Source organism: Vulcanisaeta distributa JCM 11216 (assembly GCF_001315985.1).
Lineage (GTDB): Archaea > Thermoproteota > Thermoprotei > Thermoproteales > Thermocladiaceae > Vulcanisaeta > Vulcanisaeta distributa_E.
On record NZ_BBBI01000055.1, the window covers coordinates 1 to 1,305 of the forward strand.

The window sequence follows — 1,305 nt, forward strand, 5'->3', positions numbered from 1 at the left end:
CCCCAACACCAACCCAGGCCAAACCACCCACAGCCCATGGGTCAACAATGAAGGTTACATTAACCCAGCCGGAGCCCGGCGGTGCGTCATCGATTAAAGCCCAACCACTGGCTTTGGCAATGATGCAAACGCTGGGCTTAATGGCTGAGCAAACCATGACTGCACTAGGCAGTTCACTAACCTCATAGAACCAGGCCTCGCTGTGGTGAAGCACCCTGGACTCAACGTTTAAGTGACTGCCATCACTGAAGAATATGGTTTTGACGAAGAATGGCTCGTGACCAGTGTTGATCACGGCCACGTAGTAGCCACCTTTGTAGGGGGGGACAACGTCGACCACTGGCCATAGGTAGTTGGCCAGTACTTGATTCTGCACGTATTGGTAGTATCCGTAGAGTACACCACCAATGACCAAGCCCATCACAGCCATAGCCATTACAAAGCCGATTACCCCCCCGGTGAATACCTCTTCAAAGCCCATCAAATGAATTAATTAACTGGCTTTTAAGGTGGTTGTTGAGCGGCTGTGTTATTCGCAATTATTGAAGGGCATGAGTAATACGTAACGTTGTAATAACCATTACTCACGCTATAAACGAGGCAGTAACCATCTAGAGCCGGCTCGCCAAACCCAATCGACGAGTTTATTGGCTTTGGTGGCTCGTAACTACCCATTAAGCTGGCCCAGTTGGTCCTATCAACGATTGACCTAGCCAGTGGTGTGCTGATCACGATTAAGCCAATGATGGCAATGATTGCTAAAGCCATTATAACGGCGGTAGCCACAGAGGTTAATCCACCGGATTTCATGACAAACCACCAACCTGATTTCATGGCTAGTTTTAAAGGGGGGGTGGTGGCTTTAAACTACGTCGGGCTCCCGATTGCCATTCCTAGGTAGTTCATTAGGTTTTTGAACATTTGGATCAGTACGTACGTGGCCTCACTGGCCGGGCTCGCATTGGACACCCCCCCAATTATTGAGGCTATTAGGAAGATTATGTAGATGCTGAGCCAAATGCCTAGGGCACCACCAATGATCCTCTTGTGGTGCCCGAAGACCTCGCTCAGTGCGCCGCTCCTGCCGAAGCTCGTTGGGTGCACTATGTACTCAACAACGTTGTACAGAATCATCCCAATCCCAATTAGGAAGGCTAGCCCGCCAATTGCCAGTAATGCCTTGAATACCGGCGAGACTATTGCGTTAACAACCTCATTAACGACCTTGGTGGCGTTTATCGCAGTCACATTCCCAGCCTGAAGCACAACGTGTATTGGTAGGCTCATCAACAAAGCCAGTTGGCT

General features: G+C 49.8%; 2 protein-coding genes and 1 pseudogene. All 3 read right to left on the reverse strand.

All coding sequences use genetic code 11. The annotated features are described in order from the left end of the window. Window positions 1-481: pseudogene (locus tag JCM11216_RS14160) on the reverse strand (hypothetical protein); the annotation flags it as partial. A gap of 23 nt (window positions 482-504) precedes the next feature. Further along, the gene (locus tag JCM11216_RS14165) at window positions 505-810 is read right to left on the reverse strand and encodes a hypothetical protein (RefSeq protein WP_054854611.1); all 306 of its coding nucleotides are present in this window, start codon (window positions 808-810) and stop codon (window positions 505-507) included. 57 nt (window positions 811-867) lie between these two features. After that, window positions 868-1,287: a hypothetical protein gene (locus tag JCM11216_RS14170; RefSeq protein ID WP_054854610.1), complete on the reverse strand. Its 420-nt coding sequence runs from the start codon at window positions 1,285-1,287 to the stop codon at window positions 868-870. Window positions 1,288-1,305: the final 18 nt, after the last annotated feature.